The organism is Psychrobacter sp. 28M-43, assembly GCF_014770435.1.
In the GTDB taxonomy this organism is placed as follows: domain Bacteria; phylum Pseudomonadota; class Gammaproteobacteria; order Pseudomonadales; family Moraxellaceae; genus Psychrobacter.
On sequence record NZ_CP061739.1, the window covers coordinates 194556 to 221133 of the forward strand.

Consider the following 26578-nt stretch of genomic DNA (forward strand, 5'->3'; position numbering starts at 1 on the left):
GAGGACTTGAACCTTCGGCTGTAAGCTATATATGCCAATAGGTTAAATTGTTAAGATAATGACGGTGTACTTAGCATACATACTCTATCGTATTTGAATTGCTGGCTACCTAGTGTTTTTACCTATTAAAAAGTTCATATGTTAATTCAAGACCAAAAAAAATTTTGGTCTTGCGTCGGTCAATGCTTCTAAAAGGTACAAATCTTGAAAATTTCTTTCTCCCCATTCAACTAGTTGCAATTCCCCTGAAAGACTTTTAATGTAGGAATTCACAAAAGAAGACAACATATATTGCGAAAAAATAGGATGTTTATCAGTAAAGTATTTCCATCCAATAATGTAAACTTCTTTCCATTTTAACCAGTTTTCAATCAGATAATCTGATACTACATCTGTAAGCGCATCTAGGCTTTTACCTGTAACTAGCTTAGGGCTGTAAGATCCGTACAATACCTTCCCTATTGTCAAAGTGAAATCTTCTTTACTCTCACAGCCCATTAAGTCTATAACAACTATGTTAGGGTCATCCAATCTTTGCTGACCAAATTGAACCCAAGACTCGTTATCTCGAAAATAAATCATTTAATTCTCCCCAAAGCTTTACTGCCATGAATGCTAGGTTCAAACTCAGCTGCTGGACTAAATATGCAAACCTTATCCAGATCAGTACATACAAAGGGTATACCCCAACGAAACCAGTTATTTCACCCCAAGAACCTATTAACAGACTACTTAAAATAGACTGCCATAATGAACCACTTATAACAGACTGCAACTCCTATCTATTTATCAACCAGTATCATTCTTTAGGCACAGGCTAGTAGTTTAGCTCGTATAAAAAATCAAACATAGCGCCAACACTGTCCGCAATACCTTATCTTACTTTTATGCTAATTTGTTAGTACTTACTCATATCAATTAGACCATAAAAATAAGGAAAGGTTTCGCTGATGTCTACTGCCTCATCAACCGTTTTGGAGCCTGACTGGTTCACTCGTCCGACCTGTGTGGTCGCTGCTGATCTGATTGGTAAAGTCTTATGTCGAAAGCTAACCGATAGTGATGGACAACAAAAAACGCTACGTATGCGTATCTCAGAGACCGAAGCCTATATTGGTCAAGATGATCCCGCTTGCCATTCACATGCAGGCACTCGAACGGCGCGCACAGAAATTATGTATGAGCAAGGTGGCGTGTTCTATGTCTATCTGACCTATGGCGTGCATCATATGCTAAATTTGATTAGCGGCTCTGTAGAGTCACCTGAATCGGTATTGATTCGCGCTGGGTTTTTGACGGATGATAGCGACCGTCTGATTGAAGAGCAACAACTCAGTCCAGATAAGCAGTTTACACATCCTAAGCAGTTCGCAGGCCCTGGCAAATTAACTAAACGTTTGCAAATTAAGCGCGATTTATATGGCAAACCTGTTTCGCCGACATCAGACGTTTGGATAGAAGATGATGGCTGCCAGCCACCTGTATCACTACGCCCACGTATTGGTATTGATTATGCAGGTGACGCCAAAGACTGGCTGCTACGTTATATATGGACCGATCATCCTTCTTTATCTAAGAACTAGCAGATTGAGATTCAAAACCATTCTATGAGGTAAGCATATGTATAAGTTGACTGTTTTTATTCCTGATGCAGCGTTAGAACAAGTGAAATCTGCTCTGTTTACTGCTGGCGCTGGGAAGATTGGAAACTATGAGCAATGCTGTTGGCAGGTACAAGGAGCCGGTCAGTTTATGCCATTGGCAGGTAGTACGCCGCACATCGGTGAGCATGATAGCTTAAAAATGGTCGATGAATGGCGAGTGGAAATGGTGGTAGATGAAGCTTTTATCGATGCTACCATTGCAGCATTAAAAAAGGCACATCCCTATGAAACGCCAGCTTATGATGTGATAAAAGTTTTGGATTTTTAGTTTTATATAGGAAAATATCAGCTTATGGAGTGTAAGGTTTTTCATAAAAAAACCAAATAAATCATTTGATGACTTATTTGGTTATAAAGTTTTTATTGTTTCAACTGAGTATTAATAGTGAATATCAGACCCTAATGAACGATTAATCTTTTTTAAGCTTAATTACGTTGTAGCTTGGATAGCCTAGCTCGATTTTATAATTGTCGCGTCCACGTTCAGCCTTTATCTTAATCTTACGATCACCATTTTTATATTTGACGTCTTTGACACGGTATCCCATGCTACGGACTTTACTAGCAGCTCGTTGCTCGACAACGGAGACATAGCTGTCTTTGTCGTTCTTTTTGTCTTTGTGTTTTTTATGGCCTTTATTGTCCTTATGAGAGTGCTCGTAAAGGTCGTCATAGCCATTGTAGCCATTCGGCGCAGTCACACAGCCTGTGGTCACTGCTAATAAAGCTGCGACTGTGCTGCCAGTCGCTACCGTTTTTAATGTTGAAAATGATAGGGTTTTCATAATGATCTCCTAATAATATATCGTTGCTCAATATGGGTAAAAGTTAAACGTACCGAGCTCATTAGCTAAAAATGCTGAAAGTAATCAATCTTTTTTGACTTTGAGCACATCTAAATTTGGATAACTTAATAGTATCTCGTACTTCTGTGCACCTCGTTTGGCCTCAACCTCAAAAACGCCGCGCTTGTTTTTTTCTTCAAGATCGATATCTTCGACACGGTAGCCCATAGCCCTTACTTTATTGATAGCACGACGTTTGATAACTGGGTAACGTGATTCTCTTTTAATAGTGTCTTCGACATCGCCTTTTTTATAGCGCTGACCATTTTGATAATTATCTTGATGCTTGTTTTCTTTATAGCGGCCATTATTATTTTGCGATTTATTATTATCCCAATTATCTGGCCACGCTTTTTTGCTTGAGCTGATAAGTCTTAGTGCAGGGTAAGTATATTTTAGCTCGTAGGCTTGGTTGTTCTTTTTAGCATAAGCCGTAAGAGCTCGATCACCACGGTAACTATCAGCTCTGATATCTATAACTTGATAGCCTTTGCGGCGCAAGTCTTGTCGAAGCTGTTGACTGACGCGATTAAAATTATTATTTTGACTATTATTGTCACCACGATAGACAGGCTGATTGTCATATCCTGAGCCTACAACTGTACAACCCACTGTCGTACCCAATAATGCAACGACAAGGCCAGTAGACAAAGTGGCCTTAATAGAGAAGGGTTTTATTATTTTCATGGGGAGTATCCTATGATGGTATTAAGTAGGCGATATATGTTAGAAATATCTATAACTGCTATAACTATAAGATTTTTAAGGTATTTTGGTGCATTAAATTAGTTCGTAGTTAATAAGTATTTCTAGTGATTTATTTTTCGAAATATTTCCTTACATTATCTATAATAGAGTACAAAACTTTGCGCTAGGTGTCATTTGCGTTAATAAGTTGTAATAATTGTGGCAAGTAAAATAGATTGTTGTAAGCATATGCTTACACGCAATGACGTTTACGCGACTTAACATAAGAGTGAGAGTTAGGCATTATAGTCACACGGCATTAGGGAATGTGACTCAAGGATTGAGTTGACCGCATTAAGGATAATGATTCGATAACTAGCGTCAGGATGACAATAGCGATTGAAGTAAGGACACATACCCTTTGCTGATAGCAGCAAGTAATACTGAAGCTGTAGTGTAGTAAAAAGGGCAGGATGCCCAGTATCACAATATACTGAATATTTGTGCAAGGATGCATGAAAAGCAGTCGTGATAGGTAACATGGATAGTTAACAATAAAACCGCATAACAATTAATTGCTATGCGGTTTTATCGTGTCTGGAGGATGGTAATTTATTTCTCCAACAGCTTATCTGTACAGTATAAATCTGCCATAAAAAAACCGCATATATTTCTATGCGGTTTTTCAGTTTATTCAGTACAGTAACTATGCAGCGAATAAACATGCAACGAGTATATTAATATTTGTTTTCTACACGCCAATTATCTACTTCACGCTCTGCATCTTCTTTGGCATGACCGTAACGCTCTTGCACGCGACCTACTAGCTTGTCACGGCTACCTTCGATATGGGTAAGGTCATCATCTGTTAGCTCAGCCCATTTTTGTTTAACTGAGCCTTTCATTTGGTTCCATTCGCCTTTTAGAGTATGTTCATTCATTGTATTATTCCTTTTATTGAACTTATGGTGTTTGATTTATTTTTTGATCACTGTTTTGATTCTTATTTCACGATATTGATTACTGATACTACTATTTAATTTTTATTCTAATTGTATTGCACAAGGATAAATGATTGGTTCCAAATATCTTGTGAGATCAAATATAGGACTTTTCAATTCAGCTGTCTGTATATGCTATGTTTATAGTGTTACTTGATTATAGTGAGCGTTTACTAAGTGTTATCTACAGGGCCGCTCTAGTAGTGCCACGTAAATTGCGTCTACTATGCGTGAGAATACTTTCTTCTATGAACTTGTTTTTTATATGAATATTAAGAAAATATATTATTTATTCAAAAATACTTATGCAAATAAAAAAGCAGAGACTCAAAAATAGAGTAGCTGCTTTTTTTATTGTCTTTGAAATTAATTAAAAGTTATTTCGTCGAATATTTATTCAAATACTGATGATAGCGTTTGGTGAGTTTCTTTATTCGTATACGATCAGAAATCAATGAGAAAATTGGCGAGGCATTGGGTTTGGGTGACTTTCCTTGCCCCATGCGCTGTAATTGTCGCTTGATGACGGCCATTGTAGTAACTGCACTTAAGGTCTTATCTTTCCAGCGTACCACAGGATTGTGAGCACTGAGCGTACTGTCATTTTTCCAGTTATTCGGTAGAGCAGGGTTCATGGCTAATGCGGTTCCCATACCAACCACATCAATCCCTTGCGCCAGTACATCTTCTGCGACAGCCAATCGCCTAACGCCACCTGTCGTCATGATAGGCATGGTAGCAACTTGGGCAATCTCCTTTGCGAAATCTAAAAAGTAAGCTTCTCGTTGCAACGTACGACCATCTGCTGTGCTGCCTTGCATGGCGGGACTTTCATAGCTGCCACCTGATAGTTCAACCAAATCTACGGCCAATTCATTCATCGCTGAAATAACCACTTTGGCATCATCTGCATCAAATCCTCCGCGCTGGAAATCGGCCGAGTTTATCTTCACAGCGACTGCAAAGGTAGGCGCAACTTGAGCACGAACGGCTTTGATTACTTCGATCAATAATCGCATACGATTCTCAATCGAACCACCATATTTATCTTTACGTTTATTAGTAAGCGGTGATAAGAATTGAGAAATTAGATAGCCGTGGGCGGCATGAATTTGTACACCATCGAAGCCAGCTTGCTCTGCTTTTAGTGCACTATCGGCAAACCGCTGGACCAATTGTTCAATATCTTGCTGCGTCATCGCACGCGGTTTGCTAAATAGATGGGAGTGCTTGCCCAAGTCAATTGCCACGTCAGAAGGTGATAGCACATCGCCGCCCATGGCAGCATATACTTGACGGCCAGGATGGTTGAGCTGCATCCAAACCTGCGTATTGTTGTGCTTGGCAGCATTTGCCCACGCTCTAAAAGGCGCTATCTCACTGTGTTTGTCTAATACGACACCGCCAGGACCAGTCATAGCGCGGCCATCGACCATCACGTTTCCCGTGATTAACAGACCTGTCCCGCCTTCTGCCCAGTTCTTATATAGACGGAGCAGAGTAGGGCCAGGGACTTGACCGATATCAGCCATGTTTTCTTCCATGGCAGCTTTCGCTAAGCGGTTGGGTAAGGTAGCGCCACAAGGCAGCACTAAAGGGGTGAATACAGGTGATGTCATGATAGTGGCCTAGAAATGGTTGTTTTGTGAAGCATGAGTTCTACTATGGGTTTGGCTATAGACATATGGTTTAAATGACTATAACCTTATAGTTAAGATATTCGCTGTTGGCAATTGACCATTATCATCACATTTTTTTGGCACAATAGCACCTAAGGTAAATTACTGGTGTGTCGATATAATTATCTATTGAATAGGAATATCTCTGCATTGAATGTATTAGCGCAAGATTTGACAGTCCCAGTAGAATCTAAACGTGAGCTGGCAAAAGCCAAGACTCGGCGTGCGTTATTAAAAAGTGCCTTGCGGTTGTATAGTTTGGAAGGTGCTCAGGGCATGAGCATGAATAAAATTGCCAAAGGTGCAGGTATTGCACAACCCAGTTTTTACAATCATTTTGAGAGTCTAGAGGCGCTACAAAACGAGCTGAGCGCCCAACTAAAAGACAATTATCTATCACCGATGCGACTGGCATGGGTCAATATGCTCAAAGATTATGACCTGTTGAGTAAAGATCAGTTTAATCAGCAATGTCGACAATGTCTGATTATGATCTTTGATTCTGCATTTGAGAATATCGCGCTGTTTCAGCATTTGTTAGAGGATCGCCCACGGTTTAGTGACAGTATAGAAAACCAATCTTCATTAAATAATGGACTGGGCAATCTGATTACCGAAATACAAGAAGAATGGACAGAGATATTTATTCAAGGATTGCAGTTATCCAATCGTTCTTGCGAGCGCAGTGCTGTCAATCTATGCGTCGATATGGCGGCGGCACAAGTACATGAGTTGATATTGGGCTGTCATCAGCAGCGTTACTCAAGACAACAAGCGATTGCCACATTGAGTATCAGCTTTGACGCACTGTTCGCCAATTTTTTGCACGGAAGCAATACTAGTCAGTAGTGATAATAAGCAAAAATTATTGTCATGAAATCTAGAACAAAAAAAACACAACAGGGAGAGTGACTATGGCCACCACCACGGCTGCACCAACGTTAGGCGAAGCGCAAACGCATTTTAGAACTTGTACATTGTGCGAAGCAATGTGCGGCGTCGAAATAAAGCACGATGGCGAAAAAGTCTTGTCGATTAAAGGGGATAAAAACGATCCTTTTTCACAAGGCTATATTTGTCCGAAAGCCACTGCTTTGCAAGATTTGCATGAAGATCCTGACCGTTTGCGTCAGCCAGTAGAGAGAACGGCTGACGGTTGGAAATCTATTAGTTGGCCAGAAGCGTTGGATAAAGTCGCCGCAGGTATTCAATCCATACAGCAAAAGTATGGTCAAAATGCGTTGGGTGTTTATCTAGGTAATCCTAACGTACATAACATGGGTGGTATGTTGACCATCAAACAACTACTTACCAGTTTAAAGACGCGCAGTCGTTTTTCTGCCACTTCTATCGACCAGCTGCCACATCATATTATTAGCATGCATCTGTTTGGTCACATGCTGCGTATTCCAGTTCCTGATGTCAATAACACACAATACATGCTGATCATCGGTGGCAATCCGTTGGCTTCTAACGGCAGTATCATGACTGCGCCCAACATGCGTCAAAAGCTAAAAGATATCAAAGCGCGCGATGGCAAAGTAGTGGTGGTTGATCCAAGACGTACCGAAACCGCAGACATCGCTAGCGAACACCACTTTATTCGTCCAGCGACGGACGTATTGCTGCTATTAGCCATGCTCAATGAAATCTATACGCAGGGTTATGCCAAGCTCGATACTAGAGTGGCTGCCTTGGCACCTGAGATCGATCGACTTGCTTTGTTTGCTGAACAATATACGCCTGAGTCAGTGGCAGATATCACGGGTATTACCGCAGCCGAAATCAAACGTATCGTCAAAGAATTTTGTGAAGCGGAAAGCTCAGTTTGTTATGGCCGTATGGGCATCTCAGTGCAAGAGTTTGGTTTGCTGAGCCAATATCTATCTATGGTCATCAATATCGTCACGGGTCGTTTAGATGAGGTGGGCGGACTCATGTTCCCGAATCCTGCCGTCGATGTTGTGAATAGCTCTGGCCCAGGCTATCTGGGTAAACGTCATAGCCGCGTCAGCAACTTGCCAGATTTTAATGGTGAGTATCCAGTGGTTGCGATGGCGGATGAAATGTTAGTCGAAGGGGAAGGCCAGTTAAAGGGATTCGTCACAGTCGCTGGTAACCCAGTTCTGAGTACCCCAAATGGTGAAAAATTGGACGAAGCATTATCTCAGTTAGAGTTTATGGTTTCGCTTGATTATTTTGTGACTGAGACCAGTCGCCATGCCAATATTATTTTGCCGCCTGTATCGCCGTTAGAGCGCGACCATTATGACATTACTTTTAATGGTTTTGCCGTGCACAATGTCGCCAAATATTCGCCTGCTTTGTTTGAGAAAACTGACGATACCAAGCATGACTGGGAGATTTATTTAGGATTGGCTGACCGCTTAGACAAAGATGCGCCAGAAGCAACGCAAAAAGAACGTGCCGCGACAAAAGCCTTTGGTCCTAAGTTCTTGTTAGAGCAAGGTCTTAAGTATGGACCTCATAAAGAGGTAACGTTTGAAGCACTGATCGAAAATCCACATGGTATCGATTTGGGTCCACTACATCGTATGTTGCCAGAGGCTATTAAACACGCCGACAAACAAATTCATCTTCATGTTGATTTTTATCAGTCAGATTTGGCCCGTGTTAAAGAAATGGTGCAACAGTACAACAGTAATGAGATTTTGCTAATCGGTCGTCGTCATGTACGTAGCAACAATTCATGGTTGCACAATAGCCATCGATTGGTAAAAGGTAAATCTCGCTGTACATTGATGTTGCATCCGCAAACGGCAGCGCAACATGACATTGCAGAAGGTCAAGATGTCAGAGTGACTTCGCGGGTAGGTAGCGTGGTCATTGCAGCAGAAGTGACTGATGAGCTGATGCCAGGAGTGGTCAGCATCCCTCACGGCTTTGGTCACGGACGCAAAGGGGTGAAGCAGAAAATTGCGCAAGCACATGCAGGTGTCAGCGTTAATGATTTGACCGATGAAACCTTGATTGATCAGTTGAGTGGTAATGCCGCCGTTAATGGTGTGCCTGTGCAATTAGAAGCATTGGATATGGGTGTAGATAGTTTATCTGCTGCTACAGAGACTGTAGCAGCAGGCGCATTAGCATAAAGTTAATCATATATTTGTAGAAATATAAAAAAGGCGTTCACGTAAAGTGAGCGCCTTTTTTTTGCAATCTGAATACATCGCTGAGCCGATCAAACGCTCATGCCGATAAAATCAAAATCGACATTAGGGGTTTCGCCTTGGATTAGCAAACTAAGGGCCTTTGCAGAGCCGCAAGAGTGTGTCCATCCCAATGTACCATGTCCAGTGTTCAGCCATAAATTGTCAAAAGTCGCTGAAGTATTATGACTACCATGTTTGACTTGACCACAGTGTGCGCGACCAATTAGGGGCACGTTCGATGGGGTCATCGGGCGCAGTCCTGTCCAATATTGCACAGAGTTTGCGATAATACCTTTTGGAAATAACTGCTGCACACGGCGAGTGATGGCCTCACAGCGCGTGGCATTTAAATCTAGGTTATAGCCATTAAATTCAGCTGTACCAGCGACTCGCAACTTGTCACCCAATCGTGAGGTGACCAGCTTGAATTCATCATCAATTAGACTGACAAAAGGCGCTAAATGCGGCGCGCGTGGATTCACCGTATACGTAGCCGAATAACCTTTTGCTGGAAATATTGGCGCGTGTATCCCCAATGGTTTTAGTAGAGGTACGCTATAGCTGCCAAGCGCGACCACATGACTATCAGCCGTAAAGGTCTGCGCATTTTCGCCTTTTGGATGGATAGTAATACTGTGTACATGCGGACGCGCAGAGTCGGTATCGGTATTGAGTGCCAAAATCTCGGTATCATATAAAAACTGTACACCAGCATCGATACAACGCTGCGCTAACCGTTGGGTAAACAGGTGCGCATTGCCAGACTCGTCACGACTGGTATAGGTCGCTCCTGTGAGCTTATGCGCAATTGGGTAGAGCGCTGGTTCTAAGTTGACGGCATTACTAATATCAATCACATGGCGCTCACAACCAAGCGCTTGCATGCGTTCAGTTGGTTCAATAGCCGCATCAAACTCTGCCTGATTGGTATAAAAATGCATGATACCGCGTGTTTGCTGTTCATAGTCGATACCAATATCCGCGCGTAGCTGTTGTAAAGTATCTCTTGAATATAGACCTAAGCGCACCATTTGCACTAGGTTGGCATCGGCTCTATCGGCGCGGCACTCTTGTAGAAACTGCATCGCCCATTTGAGCTGCGCTTTATCCGCACGCAAGCGATACAATAGTGGAGCGTCTTCTTTAAATAACCACTTGAGCGCTTTCATCGGGGTCGTAGGGTTGGCCCAAGGCGTGGCATGTGAGACAGAGATTTGGCCGCCATTGGCAAATGACGTTTGCATACCTGCCGCTGACTCGCGCTCAATCACGGTCACATCATAGCCTGCCTGACGTAGATACCATGCGGTGGTCACGCCCACCACGCCTGCTCCGAGTACCGCGATATGTGTCATAGGATTCTCTATGCTCATGTTAGTCATGACGGTCGCGCTGTATTAAACGACCATCACCTTAGCTGCGTCGCTTGCCTGATTCGATGTGCTTTTATTTCGGGCGCGCAACATCTACTTGTAGTGCAGCTGGCAAGTCCAATATGCTCAAATCGCTTTCTGCCAATTGTTCAGGGCGTGCCACGACCAAAGCGGTAAAGCCATCGTCATTTTTCATCGCATTGACTACTTGGATTTTATCGAGTTTGTCACCTGCGCTTGGTGCTGCACCGGTGCCTTGTACATAGTGTAAAAATGCTTTGGGTGCAGATTTAAAGTAGATACGAGCGATGACTTCTTGACCTAAGTAGCAGCCTTTATCATAGTCCATACCGCCGCGTTGATGTAGACGCAACTCTTGCGGTTGGAACTCACCTTGAGTCGCGGCCACAATCCAATAATTACCAGTGGCAATACTGCATACCATCCAAGCCTGTGTATCGTCAGCAGTATTATGGTCGTCTTTATGGCTAAAAGTTGGCTCATCTGCTAGCACGCAAGGATAGATCGCTGCTGGTGCACTGGTCTCAAACTTAGAAAAAGCCCCGTACTTATTAAGATGCGCCTGCAAAGACTTAGCACAATCGCTACTTATGACCACATCATAATGTTTTTCTGCTTGTTTTTTGATCCAGATACCAAATTCAATACGACCTTTTAGGTTACCGATAGCGGCAGCCTGATAGCTAAGCCCGAGCTTGGTAACGTCACAAGTTAATTGCCCTTGCAAGAATTTTTCGGCGTCTTCGCCTTGGATAGTTAATTGCGAAAACTGCGGTACGGCTGATAAATTTGAAGACTGAGTCATTGTTATTATCCTTCTGATGAGAGCTTACTTATTAGGGCATGTTCCTAATTCAAATGTTTATGACTAAATGGGCTAAAAATGGATATATCTTTAGCAAACGGCGTCAAATAGCTGGCCAATAGCTCGATATTACCTGCGCTATTTTCCTTGTTTGCCTGCGATTTATCTCATTTTTATCGCCATTTTTAAAATAGGGACACGCCCTAATATAGAGGGTAAATCAAAGTGATAAAAAATTATATGGGTGCTTTTATCATTGACAGCATCTGTGCACATAAATCTAAATGAGGCTAAGAAGAGTACCACAAAAAACCCTATCATAAAAAACGTCATCAGTAAGCGATGAGTTAAGTGTTAAATTGGGCATAGCGTTTGATTTTCAAGCGTACAAATTGGTTAAAGATGGTGAGTTACGGTACAATATCAGCTCTACAATTAACCTAATGTACGATGGCTGTCGAGGAAATAATGAGCTTACCAAATTGCCCTAAATGTGATGCTGAATATACGTACGAAGATGGTGCGTTACTGGTATGTCCTATGTGTGCTCATGAATGGACGGCGGCTGAGACTGATGCAGCGCAAGCTGAAGACCAAGACGCAGTTATTCGTGATGCTGTTGGCAATGAGCTACAGGACGGCGATGCGGTGACGGTCATTAAAGACCTAAAAGTCAAAGGCTCTTCAATTGTGATTAAAGTAGGAACGAAAGCGAAAAGTATTCGCCTGTTACCAGATGCTACTGATGGTCATGATATCGACTGCAAACTTGATGGCTACGGACCAATGAAGCTTAAATCTTCTGTGGTCAAAAAAGCTTAAATTGTAAAAACTTCTTGAAAGATTCGATAATAAACAAATATAAAGCAGACGTTTAATCACAAAACATTGTCGTTATAAATGTCGCTATAAGTAGAGAATAATTATGGGTACTAAAAACGAACAGCTCTTTGCACAAGCACGTAAACATATTCCAGGTGGTGTTAACTCGCCAGTTCGCGCCTTTGCAGGGGTTGGTGGTACGCCAATCTTTATGCACCGTGCCAATGGTAGCAAAATTTACGATACCGAAGACAACGCCTATATCGATTATGTTGGCTCGTGGGGCCCAATGATTTTGGGTCATGCGCACCCAAAAGTCATCGATGCGGTGAAAAAAGCCGCTGATGATGGTCTAAGCTTTGGTACACCAACACCGTTTGAAACCACCGTTGCTGACAAGATTTGTGACATCGTACCGAGTGTTGAAATGATTCGTATGACCAGCTCTGGTACCGAAGCGACCATGAGTGCGATTCGCTTGGCACGTGGTTATACTCAGCGTGACAAAATCGTTAAGTTCGAAGGTTGTTACCATGGGCATTCAGACAGTCTGCTAGTAAAAGCAGGTTCGGGCATGCTTGATATTGGTGAGCCAACGTCAAAAGGTGTGCCTGCTGATTTTGCTAAGCATACGATTACGATTCCTTATAATGATCCGCAAGCGATTAAGGACTGCTTTGAAAAATGGGGTGAAGAGATTGCCTGCGTTATCTTAGAGCCTATCGCTGGCAACATGAACATGGTCATTCCTACACAAGAATTCCATGATACGTTGCGCGCAGAATGTACGGCTAATGGCGCGGTATTAATCTTTGATGAAGTGATGACGGGCTTCCGCGTTGGTCTTGGCGGTGCGCAAGCTCATTTCGGTATTGACCCAGACTTGACTTGCTTCGGTAAAATCATCGGTGCTGGCTTACCTGTTGGTGCTTTCGGTGGTAAAAAAGAAGTCATGTCTTGCATAGCACCACTTGGCGGTGTCTATCAAGCTGGTACGTTATCAGGTAACCCGCTAGCAATGCGCGCTGGTATTGCGATGTTTGAAGACTTAACGGCAGAAAATTTCTACGACGAGTTAGCAGCGAAAGTTGATCGTTTAGTAGACGGTTTCCAAGCAGCAGCTGACAAACATGGTATTCACCTACGTACCAATAAGCTTGGCGGTATGTTTGGCATGTTCTTTGTCAAAGACAGCACAACCGAAACACCAAAGAACTTCGATGACGTGACAGAGTGCGATATGGACGTATTCAATACTTTCTTCCACGGTATGCTAGATCGCAGTATTTACTTGGCACCGTCAGCTTATGAAGCAGGATTTATGTCTATCAAACATAGCGATGAAGACATTGATGCGTCAATCAAAGCGGCTGATGAGATATTTGCAGAAATGGCAAAAGCATAGTTTAGCCATGTAAGTTATTAGCTAACTAAAAAGTTAAAGCTTAAAAAACCAGTAAGGTCATCCCGTGATCTTTGCTGGTTTTTTTGTTTATCGATATTTTATTTATAATCGTATTGGGAGGAATATAAAGTGTGTCATTTCATTTATATGACGACTAAACCTCATCGTGCTTTATCAAACTTACGATTTCTCAAGCTTAGATTGCCTCGTAGTACATCGCTATACATACGAAAATCACTGACAAAGCTTTTCAATGGAAACTTAAAAGAAGCGGGTTTGTTCTTTTCAAAGAAAAAGTGTCCAACCCATGCACAGGCATATCCAGCAGCAATGCCCTTTACCAAAGGCTTAGCTGAGCCAGTTTTGACAGACTTTGCCAGTCCTAATAAGCCAAAGCTACTGCCTGCGAAATGTAGGCGGCGACAGGCTATGTTTTGATGCTCATCTAAGTAAAAATCATAAAATGCCTGTTTGGGCGAATTTTCAGTTTTTACCATGTCTTTTTTAGCACTACTGATAGGGGTCTCAGTATTTTGGGTAGCGTCTTTTGTGGTGGTCTGTTTCATGTGACTAGCTTCCTTGCTGGTGGGGTTGATAACTACTAATTGCGGATGATTTTTAACCGATTAGCTGGTGACTTTTGAAGTAAATTATACGGATAAAAATTCTGTAAATAACGGTTTTTTATTATGATATTGATAGCTTTCAATGTAGCAAACCGATATGCGTAACACAAGCGCTAGATGCTGAGTCGCTACCTGTCAGCTTATAGGGTGGTCGTCGATATCCCTGCTACAGTTTTGCATCGCTTGCGAGTGTTTGGCATAAATGCTTTAATGACAAAATTGCCCTGATTTTTGTGGTTACTACTTTTTTCTATACATGTGATTTTATAACTATATAGCACGTGATTTTGGTAAACTATCCACTCTCTCTAACACGGTGACGACTTGTCCTATGCCTATTGACTACCTTACGAATCCGCCAATTGGCGATGATGAAATGATGGCAGCCATCGATATTGGTTCCAACAGTTTCCATTTGGCCATTGCTCGTCTTGACCATGGGGAAGTGCGAAAAGTAGTCTCGATGTCTGAAAAGGTACAGCTCGCCGCCGGTTTGGACGAAAATAATATTCTAAGCGCAGCTGCTGAACAGCGCGGTCTTGATTGTTTAAGCCGCTTTGTGGCGCGCTTGGATTCAGTACCGCCAGAGCGTATTCGTGTGGTCGCGACCAATGCGTTGCGTCAAGCCAAAAACGCCAACGACTTTATTTCCCGTGCCAATAAAATCCTGCCAAAACCTATTGAGATTATCGCGGGCCGCGAAGAAGCGCGATTGATTTATTTGGGCGTCTCGCATACCAATGAGAGTAGTGATAAACGCTTGGTTATGGATATTGGCGGCGGTTCGACAGAGTTTATTATTGGTCAAAATTTTGATCCATTGTTGACTGAAAGTTTACAAATAGGCTGTGTTTCTTTTACCCAAAAATTCTTCGCTGACGGCCTGATTACTAAAGAAGCTTTTAATAGTGCGATTTCAGGTGCACGTAAAGAAGTCTTAGCGATTAACGGTCGTTATCAAAAGACGGGCTGGAGTAGCGTAGTCGGCTCAAGCGGTACAATCAAAGCGGTGCGCAATGTTTTAGTGTCAAAAGGTTGGGCCGATGAGCAAGAACGCATTACCTATAAAGGTGTCAAAAAATTAGAGAAATTGCTGATCAAGATTGGCAATATTGATGATATCGAGTTAGAAGGCGTCAAAGAACATCGTAAAGCCGTATTTCCTGCTGGCGTGGCAGTATTGCGCGCGGTAATGAAAGTATTGGGTGTTGAGACCATTACCTACTCAGATGGTGCGTTACGTGAAGGCGTTATGTACGATATGCTTGGTCGTTTTGCTAGTGAAGATGTGCGTGACCGCAGTGTATTGGCATTAATTAAGCGTTATTCAGGGGACAAAAAGCAAGCCAAACAAGTGGTAAAAACCAGCCGTCATTTATTTGAGCAAGTAAAAGACAAGCTTGCGCTGTCCAATGATGATTGCGACTTGCTCAGACGTGCTGCTTTCTTGCATGAGATAGGACTGGCAATCAGTCACAGTAGCTATCACAAGCACAGTGCGTATTTGCTTGAATACTCTGATATTCCAGGGTTTTCGCAAGTCGATCAGAAGCGCATGGCGCAGCTGATGCTCAATCATCGCCGCAAGCTCAAAGCCGATATGCTAGAGCAGACTTGTCAGATCGGTGGTGATCAGCTGGTTTATCTCTGCTTATTGTTGCGCCTTGCCGTACTGGCGCATCATAGCCGCAGTGATTATGCGCTACCAGAGTTAGAATTAAAGGTAGTCGCTGAAAACAGCTGGCAAATCACCTTGGCGGATAGCAGTGAGCATTATGCTTTCTTGCTGGCAGATTTGCGTACTGAAATTGACCAGTTTGCTAAGTGGGGCGTACAGCTTAGTGTGATTGAAGTCCAAGAGGTCGAGACTCCAGAGGTTGAGCAGTTACCGTTGTAAGTATTGAGTTAAAGATTAACGTAACAAAAGCGGCGTTGTCGATAATGTCATGCTATTTAAGATGTGCTACTATAGCTCCTATTGAGTTTACAACTGTACTTTCATTATCTGAACACGGATAACGATATTATTCTTAAACATAAATACATTAAGTATAATTATTAAAGGGAAGCGTCTATGAGCACTGTCTGGGATAGTGTGCAGCTTGCACGACACGCCAAGCGTCCATTATTTATGGACTATGTTAATCAGCTTTTTACCGAATTTGACGAGTTGCACGGCGATCGTGCTTTTGCCGATGACAAAGCCATTTTGGGTGGTCTTGCACGTTTTAATAGTCAGCCTGTAATGGTGATCGGTCAGCATCGTGGCCGCAGCACCCGTGAGCGTATTGCTCATAACTTTGGTATGGCCAATCCTGAAGGCTATCGTAAAGTGATTCGTTTGGTCAAAATGGCTGAGCGTTTTAATATTCCGGTGATGACCTTTGTGGATACCCAAGGTGCTTACCCTGGTATTGGTGCAGAAGAGCGCGGACAGGCGCAAGCGATTGCAGAAAGCATTGCTGTGTTCTCTAGTCTGAAAGTGCCTGTGATTGTGACTATCATTGGTGAAGGCGGCTCAGGCGGCGCACTGGCAATTGGTGTCGGTGATAAAGTAAATATGCTACAAAACAGCATTTACTCAGTGATCTCGCCAGAAGGCTGCGCTTCTATCCTCTGGAAAACCGCTGAAAAAGCACAAGACGCTAGTGAAGCACTAAAATTGAACGCCATTAACCTTTATCAAATGGGTTTGATTGACGCTGTCATCGAAGAAGGCGAGGGCGCACATGTGCAGCCACAACCTGTAATGAATGCACTAAAAGCACTGATTACTGAGCAGCTTGATGAGATTAAAGATTTAGATCCTCAAGAGCGCTGTGAGCTACGTTATGAAAAACTAAAGTCTTTCAACTCAGAAGTGATGTTGCCTGCTTAATTGGTTGCTATGGCACCTTTATTGTTAAGTCGCTATTATTCAATAATAGGTTTTTCATATTAGAGTCTGAGTCTTAATGCTAAAATAAAAACGTGTCATTTAATGGCGCGTTTTTTTTTGGCTGTTATTATATGAAGCATCTAAAATAACGAAAAATAAGGCTGACTATGACCAGCAGCGCAATCATCTCACACCCTATTAAATCAATTGGCGATTTGCCAGTTGATGAGACTCTGGCGACAGCTTTCTTGAGCAGTATGTCTGAGTATAGTGATCAGTTGCATGGTCGCCGTCTTTGGTTAGCATGTAGTGGTGGGCGTGATTCATTGGCACTTGCGGCGCTGTGTGTACAGCTCTATCGACAAGGTAGATTGCCATGTCTGCCGCAGCTATTACATGTCGATCATGGGTTACAATCGGATAGTCAGTATTGGGCTAAGCATGTCGCCAATTGGGCGCAAGCACAGCAGATACCTTGTCGCATTTTACAGGCACAAGTGAACGGACATGATGAGCAGGCCGCTCGGCAAGCACGCTATAACATCATGCGTGCTCATATTAACCAAGGCGATGTATTGCTATTAGCGCATCACGCTGATGACCAAGCTGAAACGGTGTTGATGCGATTGATTCAAGGAGCTGGGGTTAACGGCCTGTCTGGTATGCAGCCATGGCGAGTGCAAATGAAGGGCGTACAGCGCAATGTCCTGTGGCGACCTTGGCTCACGATACGACGAGCTACTATTAGCACCTACGCCAAGCGCTTAGAGTTGCCTTATATAGATGATCCTACGAATGACAGCGGCGACAACGTACGTAGTGGGCTACGCCGCGATATCATGCCAATATTGGCTAAATACAATCCTAATGCCATTGATAATATTGCTCGAAGTGCGCAGCTGTTAAATGATGCACAGGAAACAGTCAATGCTCAAGCTATGCAGGATATGCAGCAGACAGAAAATACAGACTTGCAACTTTTACCTGCACAGCGCGTGTTAAATATCGATACGTTGCAAAAGCTACCCATGTATCGGCAGCGGCAACTATTGCACTATTGGTTGGGTCAAGATGAGCCGCTACCGCCTGCTAAGCAACTCGTCGATGATGTGTTAACTCTAAGCCAACGTGATGACCAAGATCATCAGACAGAACTGTTTTGGCAAGGTCGTAAAGCATCTTATACCATTCGCCGCTATCGTCAGCAGCTCTATCGTATGAGCAGTGAGTGGCTATCTTGGCTGAAGCTACCGCTGACCGAGCAGGTACTACCATTATCTAGACCGACTTTATCTAGTAACTCATCTAGTCATTCAGCTAATAATCTAACATCACTAATCGTACGTAGCAGTGATCGTTATATTTGGCAGTTGCAAGTGAAAGTAGATGCCCTGTTACGATTGTTAGAAAATAGTGCGGACGGCATAGCAAAACAGGCAGTGTTAAAAATAGCACCGTTAGACCGTAAGCAACGGCTAAAGACCGAGATGGCTGCGCGCCCACAAGCAGGCAAAAAATTATATCAGACGCTAGGGGTTCCATTATGGCTACGAGAAAGCTTAATGGTAGTTAGCATTACCTTTATAAAAAAATCTGAAGATGGAGATGATATACAAACTGATATTCCTCTGTTACTAGTATCGCCATTTGAGGATTGGCTTTTGAGTTCTGAGCAGATCGATAGCGATGCTAAAAGCAATCAATTAGCCGAGCACATCAAAAGTGAGCTTAGTCTAAAATAGAAAGCGTCAAAAGTTTAATATCCGTTGGCTGACTCATTGATTTTTATCAGGTTGATGGCAGGCGTGACATTTTGAATTTATCAAACGGTAATAGTGGCAGTATGATAAACTGAGTGTCGTTTTACATATCAGTATGTTAAGTTGAATACCTTTGAATTTTGTGACTAGGAGACAAGTATGTCGGTATTAGATAATAAAAAAATCAGTTTTATTGGTGGCGGAAACATGGCACAAGCACTCATTAGCGGGCTTGTGGGTTGCGGCATCAAACCAAATCTAATCACGGTCGCCGATCCTAGCAGCGATGCACGTGAGCAATTAGCCGCCAAAGGTCTAAATACTGTTGATCCACTGGCTGATCCTAAATCTGCTGTAATCGGTGCGGATATCGTGGTACTCGCAGTCAAACCACAAATGATGAAAGTGGTGGTAAGTGCTTTTGCAGATGTGCTAGATAATCAGTTGGTTATTTCAGTAGCAGCAGGTTTATCGACTGATCTTTTATCAAACATGTTGGGCGGCTATAGCAATATCGTCCGTGCAATGCCAAACACGCCTTCTATGATTCAAATGGGTGCGACTGGCCTCTACGGTACAGACAATATCTCAGCGGAACAGAAGCAGCTAGCAACGGCTGTTATGGAAGCATCAGGTTTGGTTATGTGGGTCGATGACGAAGAGCATATGCATGCCGTTACAGCCGTATCAGGTTCAGCGCCAGCGTATATGTTTTACTTCATCGAATCGATGGTCGATGGAGCAGTTGCATTAGGGTTAGATAAAGGACAAGCCTCAGCGCTTGCTATGCAGACCATGTTAGGTGCTGCAAAAATGGCGATGAACAGTGATGATGCACCAGCTGAGTTACGCCGTAAAGTCACTTCGCCGAACGGTACTACTCAGGCAGCGGTCGAGTCAATGCAAGCCAATGAGATTGGTCGTCAAATCAGCGAGGCCATGCAAGCTTGCTATGCTCGTAGCCAAGCGTTAAGTGAAGAGATGAGTAAGTAAACACTGACAAGGTGTGCTGTGAGTCACAACTTACGACACACCTTATGTAATCATCAGCGTCTGATAATGACATTTGTCATCCTAGAATCTGTTAATAATGTCACATTGAGTAGCACTTCATGAACAACATGTTATTTCAAATTTTTGATTTGGTCACCACATTCGCTATGATGCTGGTGTTTATTCGTTTTATGTTGCAGTTTGCAGGAATGGATGCGAGCAATCCGATGATTGCACCTGCTTACAAAGCAACGCATATTGTCGATGTGTTTGGGCGTATTTTCCCGACTGTTGCACAGGGTCGTATTAGCATTGCTGCTATCGTACTAATGTTTTTGATTCGTCTAATCGACATTTCTGGAAAAGCCGCATTGACGCATAAAGGTATTGCCCCTGTACCGCTATTCTTTACGGGTACGACTAGCTTATTATTAGACTTTTTACGCATGTGTCGCTACTTGGTGATTGGTTCTATCATCGTTAGCTGGATTGTGGTGTTTACCAGATCTGAGCATCCGATTATTGGCATTATCATTAATTTGGCTGAGCCTATTTTGGCCCCTTTTCGTCGTATCACGCCGAATTTAGGTATGCTCGATTTATCGCCAATGGTGGCCTTCTTAGCATTTTATTTGCTGGAGATATTCATTGGTGGCTTGGCTGCGAGTGTGTTGCCAACCTTGGGTTAATCCTAATAGAGTTAAATCTGAAAACTGTCATAAAAAAGGCGTTCTATAAAAATATAGAGCGCCTTTTTTGCGTCTGCTACTTGGGTAAGCTATAGCTTGTTAGATATGCTAAAAACGAACAAAGCGATTTGGTATGAGTTGAGCTTGCGAATCATCAGGATGCGGTGCATCAGCTGCCCGCAATGTTTGGGTAATCCAGCTGTCTGCCGCTTGTACTGCATCGATGAGAGCATCGCCCATTGCCAAGCGTCCAGCGATAAAGCTGGCAAGTGAACATCCTGAGCCATGGAACTCACCATCTAAGCGCGGCAAGGTACTTTTATGGACCATCTCGCCCTGTATATACAAGTACTGCTCGATGTCACCGCTATCAAAATCATGTGAGGTTTTTACGAGTACCGCATGAGCGCCTTGAGCACATAGCTTTTGCGCACCGACATGCAGGTCTTGCTCACCGCTAAGCGCTCGTAGTTCATGAGTATTTGGAGTAATTAAAGTAGCATAGGGCAGCAATTGTCTAAAGGCGCTAACCAGTGTTTTCTCATCACCCAAACTGCCCCCGCTATTTGCAACTAGTACAGGGTCTAAGACAAATGGCGTATCATTATCGATAACTTGATCAGAAAATAGTTCGGTCAACATTGCGATGTTATCAGTGGTGCCGAGCATACCTGACTTGATAGCACTAACAGGCAAGTCATCAAGCACCGCAGTAGCTTGAGCTTTTACCAATGATGCTGCGCAAGCCTCAAAGCCAAACACCTGCTGTGAGCTTTGGATAGTGACCGCCGTACACGCGATGGCTGCATGTGCCCCTGATTGTCCAATGGCCTCGATATCCGCTTGTAATCCAGCACCGCCTGAAGGATCTAATCCTGAAAAACACAGTACGACAGGTCGCATAACAGCTCCTTTTGAGATATTTTGAAATAAGTAATAAATACTATAGCCACCTACTACTAAAAAATCTATCATAGTCTTATGCTTGTCGATTAGGTATAAGACGGTAGAGTGAGTAGGCCTAATATTAGTGAGCAGTTTGGTTGTTATATTTAGCAATGATATGTCGCAATTTTCCGTATAAAAATGCAATATAAGTACTTATATCTATAATTTTGATAAAAGCCGCATTAAATCTGTAGACAACGCTTGCAATTCGTTTCGGCTTTGTTATAATACTCGCCCACGACATGAGACGTATTGTTAGCATCAATACTATGTTTATAGAAATTTTATAAATGTCTTGAATCGTTAGGTGAAGTGGGTGAGTGGCTGAAACCAGTTCCCTGCTAAGGAACCATACGTGTAAGCGTATCGAGGGTTCGAATCCCTCCTTCACCGCCATTTATTCAGTTGTTATTAGAGTAATAACGCAATATACTGCGTTAAACATTTTAATAATTAATTCAAAAAATAATTTGTTTTAATTAAAAAAGATGTTGACACAAGCGATATTATCTATATAATGACCAACCTAATTTACTGCAAAAGATATTATCTTCGCAGTGGATAAAGTGCAAAATACGCGCCTGTAGCTCAGTTGGATAGAGCACTTGGCTACGAACTAAGGGGTCGGGAGTTCGAATCTCTCCAGGCGCACCATTTGCATAATAGCTTAATTTAAGCTAAAAAATATTAAAATAATCGCCTGTCTTATGACAATTGGCGGTTTTTTTATGTCTGTAACTTTTACCCTTCTACTTATTTATTCTACGACCATCTCTTATATGTAGCATGATTGGATATTGGATAACCAACTAACAATATTAAAGAGCAATCTAAGATATTGGAGAGCCATCTATTATACTGGACAGTCATCTACGGTGTTAGGCCATCTATGATGTTAGACAGTCATCTAGGATAATGTACGATAGCCCCACCATTTACGGTACAATAGCGTTACTATTCACTGCTTGCTATGAGCTTGTACCATGTCAAAAAGTCCATCTAAACGTCCGTCAAAAACGACTCGCAAATCAAAGCCTCAATCGAGTGCGCCTGTACAGCGAGATCCTAACGAAGAGCCAACCATCGCTAAGCCTATGATTCGTGTCGTGGCGATTCTCTATGATGGTATGCTGATTTTAGCGTTATTGTTTTTGGTTGGTACTATATTGACTGTGGTCGGCACGCTATTGACTATGGAGACGGGTACTGAATCCTCACAAGCTCAGTCACTGCCGCTTTGGTATCAGAACGCCATTATGACGCCATCATTTGTACTGACACTCGTAGCATTCTATGGAATATTTTGGCGCCGTGGTGGTCAGACATTGGGTATGCAGACGTGGCGATTAAAAACGATCAATGATGCAGGTCAATGGCTAACGTGGGGTCAGTCGTTTAAGCGTATTTTGGCCGCTTGTTTGATGCCGCTGATTTTTGGCATCATTGGCAGTCTTATTGATGGATCACGCGCCGCCTTATTGGCCAGCGCGTTTCTTGGTTTGGTATTCAATTATGTGTTCTGTCTGTTCAACCCTTGCGGTTTGGCAGTACAAGATATGCTGTCCAACACCATCACCCTAAAGATGCCAAAAGTGGCACATGAAGGGTTATGGCGCGGTTTTAAAAATCGTAAGAAAAAACTGTAGTCTGATTTTATTGACCTAGTAACTCTTATCGACGTAATAATTTAGTCTTATTACTGCTCAGTTGGTTTAGCCTAAAAAGTTACATACTAACGCTTTGGATCAGCCATGCGGTGTAGCCCATAAAGAACAGTACCAATGTGGCACCTGACGTACGACCAAACTGGCGCTTTGTTTTAAAGGCGAACACGCATAGTGTAACTAGCAATATCGTCAAGATTCCCATCGCCATCACATCACGCGATAGAATCACTGGGTCGGCGGCGATAGGAGCAATGACTGTTGCTAAGCCAACAACTGCCAAAGTATTGAAAATATTAGAGCCGATGATATTGCCAAGTGCCATATCATGTTCGCCTTTACGGGCAGCTGACAAGCTCGATACCAGCTCAGGCAATGATGTCCCAACTGCGACAATCGTTAGACCAATGATGAGCTCACTAAGCCCCCATAGCGTTGCTAACTCGACAGCACCCCAAACGATAGCGCGTGAGCTAGCTACGAGCATCAGCATACCGATAATTAAACTCACAAGACCACGCGTTACGCTTGGTTCTAGCTTTTCTAAGCTCTCTGAGTTATCTAAGTGCTCTAAGTTATTTGAGTGCGCTGAGTTAGCATTAGCCACGACTACATCGTCTTCGTGCTCATGATAGCCTTCGCGTATACTCATTATGATCTGTAGGCCTAAGACGGCGACCAATAGTATTAATAGTACGATACCATCAACTTGGCTCAATGTCCTATCACGTAGCTGCCAAGCGGCGATGACTGTAATCAGTAGCAGCAAGGGCAAGTCGCGTTTTACGATGCCTCTACGGATGATAATAGGGCTAATCAATACGGTTGCACCGAGTACCAATGCGATGTTGATGATATTTGAGCCATAAGCGTTACCTAGAGCCAGCTCAGGACTGCCTTCTATTGCTGCTAGTACTGATACCACCATCTCAGGCGCTGACGTGCCTATACCCAATATTAAGACACCAATTAAGAAGCTAGGCACACTAAACTTCTTTGCTAGTGCTGTCGCCCCATCAATAAAGACATCGGCACTCCAAACTAAAATTGCTAACCCAATCAGTATTGCAAGCGCGGCCAACCACATCAGTATGTTTCCTTGTATATGATAAAAAATGTGAATTTGATAAATAAAAGTGGCATAAAAAAAGCCGAATCTTGATTTAGATTCAGCTTTCCCTTTAGCATCGAGATTTTTAGTAATAATAGCAGCTAATTCAAAGATGTAACTTTGTGGTTATCTTAAATTTACCAAAACCTCACCATCCTGTCATATTAAGCAACTTGTACAGGAATGATATTTGCTGTGTCTTTAACGGTGTTGTCTTCGTTGCAATAGACAAGTTTTGGCTGATACGTTGACGCTTCAACTTCATCAAAATGCGCGTAAGCACAAATGATAACGATATCGCCCAAATCTGCCATATGAGCCGCAGCACCATTTAATGAGATAATACCAGAGCCCGCCTCAGCACGGATAGCATAGGTGCGAAAGCGCTTACCGTTGGTCACGTTATAGATATCAATAGATTCATTTTCGCGTAGACCAGCAAGATCTAATAGATCGCCGTCGATACCGCAAGAGCCTTCGTAATGAAGCTCGGCATGGGTAACACGGGCACGGTGTAATTTGCATTTAAGCATATTAAGTAGCATAGGTTGGTTCCTTGGCGTAACTGATATTAATTAACTAAATCAAAAGGTTAATGGGGATAAAATTGCCAAAATAAAAGGTCATTATCATTGAACGACTATATTATTCTGGTAATTTAAAGCCATTGATTTGTGAACGTGCTTTTTCGACATCACCATCTAACAACAATGGGAGCGCTTCAAAAGCAGCTGTCAGCGCGCTATCAATCGCAATCTGCTCATCAGGAGATGCTTTAGAGAGAACGTGTCCACTAACTTTAGACTTGTGACCAGGATGGCCGATACCCACACGCAGGCGATGGAAATCATTGCCGATATGCGGTGTGATATCACGTAGGCCGTTGTGACCACCATGTCCACCGTCTGTTTTGAGTTTGATACTACCAGCTGGAATATCGAGCTCATCATGAGCAATCAACAATTCATCATTTTTGATGCCATAGAAATTTACCATAGGCACCACTGACTGACCAGATTTATTCATAAACGTCAGCGGCATAAGTAAGCGCACATCAGACCCATGAATCTGCCCACGCCCTGTCACTCCATGAAATTTCTTATCAGGGGAGAGCGTGATATTAAACTGCTGAGCCAAATGATGGACAAACCAAAATCCTGCATTATGACGCGTAAACATATACTGCTGACCAGGATTACCAAGACCGACAATAAGCTTTATGGCCATAAAAACACCCTGCTTGAATTTGATAAATAGGGGTAAGGTGTGAAGTACTGATAGACAGTTTATTTTCAAACCTTACTTACAAAAACAGCAGGAGATTTTAATCACCTGCTGTCTTATTGACTAAACGAATGTATCACTAACCAGCACAAAATAATGCACTAGTTAGAAATAGTAATTACTCGCTGTCTTTGTTTTCTTCAGTACCGTCGTTTTGCTCAGTTGCTGGTACTTCATCAGCATCAACGTCAGCATCAGCATCAACTTCTTCTACTGTTGGTGGCTGCATGTTAACGATAGTACGGTCATGGCCGTCTTCTAGCTCAAGCTCATGAATAACAACGCCTTCAGGAAGTTTGATGTCTGATAGACGGAACAAATCACCAATTTCCATGCCAGACACATCTACTTCTAGGTATTCAGGAAGCTGTGATGGTAAGCAGATAACTTCGATATCAGATACTAGAGTAGATAGTACACCAGCAGCAGCAGTACCAGGCGCATCTTCACGACCAGTGAAATGAACAGGAACGTTCATGTGGATTTTCTGACCTTTTACAATGCGCTGGAAATCAGCATGCATTGGGAAGCCTTTAGCTGGATGGCGCTGCAAGTCTTTGATAACTGCTTGATGCTCTTCACCGTCAACGTTGATAGTCAAGATGTGTGAGAAAAACGCTTCGAATTCTAGTGATTTTACTAGTTCGTTAAGCTTGATAGAGATAGCTGTTGGCTCTTCGTTACCACCATAGATGATAGCAGGAACTAGGTTCTGCTTACGTAGGCGGCGGCTCGCACCTTTACCTTGTAGTTCAGCAGCACGATCAACGGCGTTTAGTTCAAAATGATTAATGCTCATGGATATAATCCTATAAAAAAAATGATGAAGTGTCTGGTCATAAAAAAGTGGATTTGCGACCAATCCACTAATACGTGATGATAGCTAATATTATGGTTACGAATAAAACTCGTAATGTCTAAGCTTAGCCATTTGCTTATAGCAGCGCTCGCTATGATAATTACCATAACGATGGTTGCTGTTAAGCATGATCAGCACTTTTGATAGTGCTAGCCTAATAAAAACAATGAAAAGGTCAGCACAGGCGCGCATTATACGTGATTCTGTAGCAATAATAAAGACCTACGCAAAACGCCAACCCAAAACAAAGCGCCAAGTAAGGATACTTGACGCTCTGTTTTTTAACTATTC

25 protein-coding genes and 2 tRNA genes are annotated in these 26578 nt (G+C 42.7%); 14 read left to right on the forward strand and 13 right to left on the reverse strand.

The genetic code is table 11. The annotated features are described in order from the left end of the window. Nucleotides 1-141 precede the first annotated feature (141 nt). Entirely contained in the window at nucleotides 142-582 is a 441-nt protein-coding gene (locus tag IEE84_RS00840; RefSeq protein ID WP_191114555.1) for a hypothetical protein, read from the reverse strand. Nucleotides 583-950: 368 nt separating this feature from the next. Here IEE84_RS00840 and IEE84_RS00845 point away from each other — a divergent pair, with 368 nt between their 5' ends. Then, a complete protein-coding gene (locus IEE84_RS00845) occupies nucleotides 951-1583 on the forward strand; it encodes a DNA-3-methyladenine glycosylase (protein WP_191114556.1) in 633 nt (210 codons plus the stop codon). A 37-nt stretch (nucleotides 1584-1620) separates the two neighbouring features. Continuing rightward, complete coding sequence (locus IEE84_RS00850; RefSeq protein WP_191114557.1) at nucleotides 1621-1932, forward strand: YqfO family protein; 312 nt, start codon at nucleotides 1621-1623, stop codon at nucleotides 1930-1932. A gap of 142 nt (nucleotides 1933-2074) precedes the next feature. On the opposite strand, the gene IEE84_RS00855 is transcribed toward IEE84_RS00850, so the two are convergent. From IEE84_RS00855 to IEE84_RS00870, 4 genes are all read right to left on the reverse strand, one after another. After that, a complete protein-coding gene (locus IEE84_RS00855; protein WP_191114558.1) occupies nucleotides 2075-2449 on the reverse strand; it encodes a hypothetical protein in 375 nt (124 codons plus the stop codon). Between the two features lie 84 nt (nucleotides 2450-2533). Continuing rightward, entirely contained in the window at nucleotides 2534-3196 is a 663-nt protein-coding gene (locus IEE84_RS00860) for a hypothetical protein (RefSeq protein ID WP_191114559.1), read from the reverse strand. Between the two features lie 737 nt (nucleotides 3197-3933). Beyond that, nucleotides 3934-4137, reverse strand: a complete 204-nt coding sequence (locus IEE84_RS00865) for a CsbD family protein (RefSeq protein WP_191114560.1) — start codon at nucleotides 4135-4137, stop codon at nucleotides 3934-3936. A gap of 437 nt (nucleotides 4138-4574) precedes the next feature. Then, nucleotides 4575-5816: an NADH:flavin oxidoreductase/NADH oxidase family protein gene (locus IEE84_RS00870; RefSeq protein ID WP_191114561.1), complete on the reverse strand. Its 1242-nt coding sequence runs from the start codon at nucleotides 5814-5816 to the stop codon at nucleotides 4575-4577. Nucleotides 5817-6026: 210 nt separating this feature from the next. Here IEE84_RS00870 and IEE84_RS00875 point away from each other — a divergent pair, with 210 nt between their 5' ends. Continuing rightward, nucleotides 6027-6725: a TetR/AcrR family transcriptional regulator gene (locus tag IEE84_RS00875; protein ID WP_191114562.1), complete on the forward strand. Its 699-nt coding sequence runs from the start codon at nucleotides 6027-6029 to the stop codon at nucleotides 6723-6725. 65 nt (nucleotides 6726-6790) lie between these two features. Then, nucleotides 6791-8989 carry a molybdopterin oxidoreductase family protein gene (locus tag IEE84_RS00880; protein ID WP_191114563.1) on the forward strand — a complete coding sequence of 733 codons (2199 nt, stop codon included), beginning with the start codon at nucleotides 6791-6793 and terminating at the stop codon, nucleotides 8987-8989. 89 nt (nucleotides 8990-9078) lie between these two features. Here the strand turns inward: IEE84_RS00880 and IEE84_RS00885 are convergent, their stop codons facing one another. Beyond that, a complete protein-coding gene (locus IEE84_RS00885) occupies nucleotides 9079-10404 on the reverse strand; it encodes a D-amino acid dehydrogenase (protein WP_191114564.1) in 1326 nt (441 codons plus the stop codon). Between the two features lie 91 nt (nucleotides 10405-10495). Continuing rightward, on the reverse strand, nucleotides 10496-11248 hold the full coding sequence (ygfZ, locus tag IEE84_RS00890) for a CAF17-like 4Fe-4S cluster assembly/insertion protein YgfZ (protein WP_191114565.1): 753 nt from the start codon (nucleotides 11246-11248) through the stop codon (nucleotides 10496-10498). Between the two features lie 468 nt (nucleotides 11249-11716). Here ygfZ and IEE84_RS00895 point away from each other — a divergent pair, with 468 nt between their 5' ends. After that, entirely contained in the window at nucleotides 11717-12070 is a 354-nt protein-coding gene (locus IEE84_RS00895; RefSeq protein WP_057758016.1) for a zinc ribbon domain-containing protein YjdM, read from the forward strand. 103 nt (nucleotides 12071-12173) lie between these two features. After that, on the forward strand, nucleotides 12174-13475 hold the full coding sequence (gene hemL / locus IEE84_RS00900; protein ID WP_191114566.1) for a glutamate-1-semialdehyde 2,1-aminomutase: 1302 nt from the start codon (nucleotides 12174-12176) through the stop codon (nucleotides 13473-13475). Nucleotides 13476-13636: 161 nt separating this feature from the next. Here hemL and IEE84_RS00905 read toward each other — a convergent pair whose 3' ends face one another. Beyond that, the gene (locus IEE84_RS00905) at nucleotides 13637-13972 is read right to left on the reverse strand and encodes an Mpo1-like protein (RefSeq protein WP_191115331.1); all 336 of its coding nucleotides are present in this window, start codon (nucleotides 13970-13972) and stop codon (nucleotides 13637-13639) included. A 460-nt stretch (nucleotides 13973-14432) separates the two neighbouring features. Between IEE84_RS00905 and ppx the strand changes: the two genes are divergently transcribed. The 5 genes from ppx (at nucleotide 14433) to IEE84_RS00930 (ending at nucleotide 20421) form a co-directional block, all read left to right on the forward strand. Continuing rightward, nucleotides 14433-15998 carry an exopolyphosphatase gene (ppx, locus tag IEE84_RS00910; RefSeq protein ID WP_191114567.1) on the forward strand — a complete coding sequence of 522 codons (1566 nt, stop codon included), beginning with the start codon at nucleotides 14433-14435 and terminating at the stop codon, nucleotides 15996-15998. Between the two features lie 177 nt (nucleotides 15999-16175). Continuing rightward, nucleotides 16176-16979, forward strand: a complete 804-nt coding sequence (locus tag IEE84_RS00915; protein ID WP_191114568.1) for an acetyl-CoA carboxylase carboxyltransferase subunit alpha — start codon at nucleotides 16176-16178, stop codon at nucleotides 16977-16979. A gap of 167 nt (nucleotides 16980-17146) precedes the next feature. Beyond that, nucleotides 17147-18721: a tRNA lysidine(34) synthetase TilS gene (gene tilS, locus IEE84_RS00920; protein ID WP_191114569.1), complete on the forward strand. Its 1575-nt coding sequence runs from the start codon at nucleotides 17147-17149 to the stop codon at nucleotides 18719-18721. A gap of 177 nt (nucleotides 18722-18898) precedes the next feature. Beyond that, nucleotides 18899-19732, forward strand: coding sequence for a pyrroline-5-carboxylate reductase (proC, locus tag IEE84_RS00925; protein ID WP_191114570.1), 834 nt, complete (start codon nucleotides 18899-18901; stop codon nucleotides 19730-19732). A gap of 128 nt (nucleotides 19733-19860) precedes the next feature. Next, entirely contained in the window at nucleotides 19861-20421 is a 561-nt protein-coding gene (locus IEE84_RS00930) for a YggT family protein (protein ID WP_224737825.1), read from the forward strand. Nucleotides 20422-20529: 108 nt separating this feature from the next. Here the strand turns inward: IEE84_RS00930 and IEE84_RS00935 are convergent, their stop codons facing one another. Then, entirely contained in the window at nucleotides 20530-21324 is a 795-nt protein-coding gene (locus tag IEE84_RS00935) for a hydroxymethylpyrimidine/phosphomethylpyrimidine kinase (protein ID WP_191114571.1), read from the reverse strand. A 351-nt stretch (nucleotides 21325-21675) separates the two neighbouring features. On the opposite strand from IEE84_RS00935, the gene IEE84_RS00940 reads away from it, so the two are divergent. From IEE84_RS00940 to IEE84_RS00950, 3 genes are all read left to right on the forward strand, one after another. Continuing rightward, nucleotides 21676-21765: transfer RNA gene (locus IEE84_RS00940), tRNA-Ser, on the forward strand. A gap of 181 nt (nucleotides 21766-21946) precedes the next feature. Then, nucleotides 21947-22023 (forward strand) — tRNA-Arg (locus IEE84_RS00945). A 329-nt stretch (nucleotides 22024-22352) separates the two neighbouring features. Beyond that, nucleotides 22353-23015 (forward strand): RDD family protein, encoded by a 663-nt coding sequence (locus IEE84_RS00950; RefSeq protein ID WP_191114572.1) that lies wholly within the window; start codon nucleotides 22353-22355, stop codon nucleotides 23013-23015. A gap of 79 nt (nucleotides 23016-23094) precedes the next feature. On the opposite strand, the gene IEE84_RS00955 is transcribed toward IEE84_RS00950, so the two are convergent. The 4 genes from IEE84_RS00955 to IEE84_RS00970 all read right to left on the reverse strand — a co-directional run bounded on the left by IEE84_RS00955 (nucleotide 23095) and on the right by IEE84_RS00970 (nucleotide 26227). Further along, nucleotides 23095-24120 (reverse strand): calcium/sodium antiporter, encoded by a 1026-nt coding sequence (locus IEE84_RS00955; protein WP_191114573.1) that lies wholly within the window; start codon nucleotides 24118-24120, stop codon nucleotides 23095-23097. A gap of 188 nt (nucleotides 24121-24308) precedes the next feature. Further along, entirely contained in the window at nucleotides 24309-24689 is a 381-nt protein-coding gene (gene panD, locus IEE84_RS00960; protein WP_010196068.1) for an aspartate 1-decarboxylase, read from the reverse strand. A 100-nt stretch (nucleotides 24690-24789) separates the two neighbouring features. Continuing rightward, nucleotides 24790-25371, reverse strand: a complete 582-nt coding sequence (gene pth / locus IEE84_RS00965; RefSeq protein ID WP_101205142.1) for an aminoacyl-tRNA hydrolase — start codon at nucleotides 25369-25371, stop codon at nucleotides 24790-24792. A gap of 175 nt (nucleotides 25372-25546) precedes the next feature. Further along, nucleotides 25547-26227: a 50S ribosomal protein L25/general stress protein Ctc gene (locus tag IEE84_RS00970; protein WP_057758040.1), complete on the reverse strand. Its 681-nt coding sequence runs from the start codon at nucleotides 26225-26227 to the stop codon at nucleotides 25547-25549. Nucleotides 26228-26578 lie beyond the last annotated feature (351 nt).

Coding starts and splice junctions, on each gene's coding strand:
- IEE84_RS00840 (WP_191114555.1), bottom strand. CDS start 582: ATGATTTATTTTCGAGATAACGAGTCTTGGGTTCAATTTGGTCAGCAA.
- IEE84_RS00845 (WP_191114556.1), top strand. CDS start 951: ATGTCTACTGCCTCATCAACCGTTTTGGAGCCTGACTGGTTCACTCGT.
- IEE84_RS00850 (WP_191114557.1), top strand. CDS start 1,621: ATGTATAAGTTGACTGTTTTTATTCCTGATGCAGCGTTAGAACAAGTG.
- IEE84_RS00855 (WP_191114558.1), bottom strand. CDS start 2,449: ATGAAAACCCTATCATTTTCAACATTAAAAACGGTAGCGACTGGCAGC.
- IEE84_RS00860 (WP_191114559.1), bottom strand. CDS start 3,196: ATGAAAATAATAAAACCCTTCTCTATTAAGGCCACTTTGTCTACTGGC.
- IEE84_RS00865 (WP_191114560.1), bottom strand. CDS start 4,137: ATGAATGAACATACTCTAAAAGGCGAATGGAACCAAATGAAAGGCTCA.
- IEE84_RS00870 (WP_191114561.1), bottom strand. CDS start 5,816: ATGACATCACCTGTATTCACCCCTTTAGTGCTGCCTTGTGGCGCTACC.
- IEE84_RS00880 (WP_191114563.1), top strand. CDS start 6,791: ATGGCCACCACCACGGCTGCACCAACGTTAGGCGAAGCGCAAACGCAT.
- IEE84_RS00885 (WP_191114564.1), bottom strand. CDS start 10,404: ATGACACATATCGCGGTACTCGGAGCAGGCGTGGTGGGCGTGACCACC.
- ygfZ (WP_191114565.1), bottom strand. CDS start 11,248: ATGACTCAGTCTTCAAATTTATCAGCCGTACCGCAGTTTTCGCAATTA.
- IEE84_RS00895 (WP_057758016.1), top strand. CDS start 11,717: ATGAGCTTACCAAATTGCCCTAAATGTGATGCTGAATATACGTACGAA.
- hemL (WP_191114566.1), top strand. CDS start 12,174: ATGGGTACTAAAAACGAACAGCTCTTTGCACAAGCACGTAAACATATT.
- IEE84_RS00905 (WP_191115331.1), bottom strand. CDS start 13,972: ATGGTAAAAACTGAAAATTCGCCCAAACAGGCATTTTATGATTTTTAC.
- ppx (WP_191114567.1), top strand. CDS start 14,433: ATGCCTATTGACTACCTTACGAATCCGCCAATTGGCGATGATGAAATG.
- IEE84_RS00915 (WP_191114568.1), top strand. CDS start 16,176: ATGAGCACTGTCTGGGATAGTGTGCAGCTTGCACGACACGCCAAGCGT.
- tilS (WP_191114569.1), top strand. CDS start 17,147: ATGACCAGCAGCGCAATCATCTCACACCCTATTAAATCAATTGGCGAT.
- proC (WP_191114570.1), top strand. CDS start 18,899: ATGTCGGTATTAGATAATAAAAAAATCAGTTTTATTGGTGGCGGAAAC.
- IEE84_RS00930 (WP_224737825.1), top strand. CDS start 19,861: ATGTTATTTCAAATTTTTGATTTGGTCACCACATTCGCTATGATGCTG.
- IEE84_RS00935 (WP_191114571.1), bottom strand. CDS start 21,324: ATGCGACCTGTCGTACTGTGTTTTTCAGGATTAGATCCTTCAGGCGGT.
- IEE84_RS00950 (WP_191114572.1), top strand. CDS start 22,353: ATGTCAAAAAGTCCATCTAAACGTCCGTCAAAAACGACTCGCAAATCA.
- IEE84_RS00955 (WP_191114573.1), bottom strand. CDS start 24,120: ATGTGGTTGGCCGCGCTTGCAATACTGATTGGGTTAGCAATTTTAGTT.
- panD (WP_010196068.1), bottom strand. CDS start 24,689: ATGCTACTTAATATGCTTAAATGCAAATTACACCGTGCCCGTGTTACC.
- pth (WP_101205142.1), bottom strand. CDS start 25,371: ATGGCCATAAAGCTTATTGTCGGTCTTGGTAATCCTGGTCAGCAGTAT.
- IEE84_RS00970 (WP_057758040.1), bottom strand. CDS start 26,227: ATGAGCATTAATCATTTTGAACTAAACGCCGTTGATCGTGCTGCTGAA.